The sequence below is a fragment of the Priestia sp. P5_B4 genome (genome assembly GCF_056400385.1).
The window spans coordinates 1-2,470 of sequence record NZ_JBFULJ010000578.1; the positions used below are offsets into that span (position 1 = coordinate 1).

2 protein-coding genes are annotated in these 2,470 nt (G+C 38.5%); one reads left to right on the forward strand and one right to left on the reverse strand.

Going from position 1 to position 2,470, the window contains the following annotated elements; genetic code table 11:
- The first annotated feature begins 62 nt into the window (after nucleotides 1-62).
- Nucleotides 63-1,046: an HD domain-containing protein gene (locus AC1DRF_RS23190; protein WP_427075784.1), complete on the forward strand. Its 984-nt coding sequence runs from the start codon at nucleotides 63-65 to the stop codon at nucleotides 1,044-1,046.
- Nucleotides 1,047-1,136: 90 nt separating this feature from the next.
- Here AC1DRF_RS23190 and AC1DRF_RS23195 read toward each other — a convergent pair whose 3' ends face one another.
- Nucleotides 1,137-2,243 (reverse strand): GntR family transcriptional regulator, encoded by a 1,107-nt coding sequence (locus tag AC1DRF_RS23195; protein ID WP_427075785.1) that lies wholly within the window; start codon nucleotides 2,241-2,243, stop codon nucleotides 1,137-1,139.
- Nucleotides 2,244-2,470 lie beyond the last annotated feature (227 nt).

Consider the following 2,470-nt stretch of genomic DNA (forward strand, 5'->3'; position numbering starts at 1 on the left):
TTACAGCATTCTGTCTTGAGCTTAGGATTAAACATAATAAGCTAGGAAAAGGAGAGAGAAATATGCTCATACTTTATGATGAGCTGTACGGAAAATTTGAAGCAGACGGCGTTCTTTTGGAACTCATTCAAAGTGATCCCATACAGCGATTAAAAGGAATTTACCAAGGCGGAGCGAGCCGGTTTGTAAATGAAGACTGGAATACTACTCGATATGATCATTCCGTTGGTGCGATGATGCTTGTAAATAGACTCGGAGGCTCTTTGGAAGAGCAAATAGCGGCTTTATTACATGACGTTTCACATACGGCATTTTCTCATGTGATTGACTATGTTTTGGAACAAAAAGAAGAAAATTATCATGAAACGATTTACGAACAAATTGTGACCGGGTCATCTATTCCTTCTATTTTAAAAAGCGCCGGTTTAAACTGGCGAGATATCTTGCTTGATGAAAGCCAGTGGACGCTGCTCGAACAGAACGCTCCGCACTTATGCGCTGACCGCGTGGATTATACGCTGCGGGATTTGTACGTATGCGGGGAGATTACTTTACAAGAAGTGCATGCTTTTTTGGATCAGCTTGTCGTATTTAATGAACAAATGGCATGCAGTAATTTAGCAGCGGCAGAGTGGTTTGTGGATGCTTATTACAAAGAAGTGATTGGCTTTTTTATGAATCCGCTTAATATGTTTGGAAATTATCAGCTGACGGAAATTATCAAGCTCGCTTTGCAAAAAGATATTTTATCTATTGAAGATTTTTTAAAGCAGGATGACGATGTGGTTCGGCTGCTGAAAAATGCTGGAGATAGCAGCATTGAAGATATGTTATCTGCTCTTTTTAACAGCAAAGTACAAAAAGGCACTGCTTCTTGTCACGATGTTCACCAAACGACAAAAATGCGCTGGGTTGATCCTCTTGTTGTCGTTTCAGAACAAGTCGTTCCTGTATCCAAACTATCTATTACTGCTCAAAGACTAATAGAACAAGCAAAACAAAGGATCGAAAAAGGAGTATACCTCAACATTCAGGCTCCGTTATAAAGGGAATCAGTACATAAAGAAAGGGATGCATAATAATGTGCATCCCTTTCTCTCGTAAGAAGTTTTATAGAGCTCTAAGGAAGCCTTCTTTTAACGAACTTCGTCGCGCTTCGCATTTAACTCTTTAATCGTTTCACCTTCAACTAACACAGGCTGATAGTAAGTTTCGTTTGGCAAATCTTTTTTGCCCTGCAGCTTTTTAATAATCCAATCCGCCGCGTCGTGTCCCATTTGTTCCTGCGGATGGGTTAACGTTGTTAAATTAATCGTCGCATTTTTAGCGATGTATGAATTGTCTTGACCAATAATTGACAACTTGTCCGGAATGGAAATACCAAGCTGTCTGCATACATTTACAACTTCTAATCCGACTTCATCGTTATAGCAGACAAGAGCCGTCATTTCGTCTTGATTTTCAGTAAGAAACGTCTTCAAGTTAGCGTACAAATCAAGCTTTGTTTCCGTGTTAAAAGACAAAATATGCTCAGGCTGAAAGCGGAGCTTTGCTTCACCAAGCGCTTTTATGTAGCCTTTCATTCGGTACTTTCCTTGCAGGTCATCCATTTTTGCGATGAGCCCAATTTGCGTATGTCCTTTTGAAATTAATTCATTTGTGGCAAGGTAGCTTGACTGAACGTCGTCTAGACAAAAGAACGGAACGTCCAATTCTTCGTAGTAGGCGTTAATCATCGTAAACGGAACGTCTTGTTCTTTAAATGATAAATAATACGAGATGTTTGGATTGTACAAATTGCTTTTTGTAGGTTCAACAATTAGACCGTCTACTCCGTAGGAAAGCATCATTTCCAACGCTTTTTTTTCTTGTTCTACATCGTTATTCGTGCTCGCCAGCAGCAGCGAATAATTATCTTTATTTAACCTGCTTTCAATTCCGCGAATAATAGAAGGGAAAATATAGTCGGAAATATAGGTGGTAATTACACCGATTGTTTTGTTGGCAGAAGCCCCGCTAGTTTTGGATTGATACTGATTGCTCACATAGGTGCCAGATCCTTTTTCGCTTCTTAAAAATCCTTCATTCGACAGCTCTAAAATGGCTTTTCGAACCGTATGTCTGCTGACACCATACGTTTCTTGCATGACCGATTCAGTCGGGATTTGTTCGCCCATGCTGTAATCGCCTGAAAGAATTTTGCTTTTTATATCCTCAATAATCACCTGATATTTTGGCTTCATGTTTTCACTTCTTTCGTAGTTGTATACATTCAACTTTTTTTGTGCGTAAAATTTGTATGGACATATTTTATCATGAACGTGAATAAATGAAAAGATTTCCTTGATTTTTAATCGAAAGGAAAATGATTTAAGGATTGGATAACGACTTTTTAAAAGTTTAAGAAGGGAAGAGTAGGGTGTTTTGAATATTTGTGTGCATATATAATTTTTATATTGACAAATGTACG

Coding starts and splice junctions, on each gene's coding strand:
- AC1DRF_RS23190 (WP_427075784.1), top strand. CDS start 63: ATGCTCATACTTTATGATGAGCTGTACGGAAAATTTGAAGCAGACGGC.
- AC1DRF_RS23195 (WP_427075785.1), bottom strand. CDS start 2,243: ATGAAGCCAAAATATCAGGTGATTATTGAGGATATAAAAAGCAAAATT.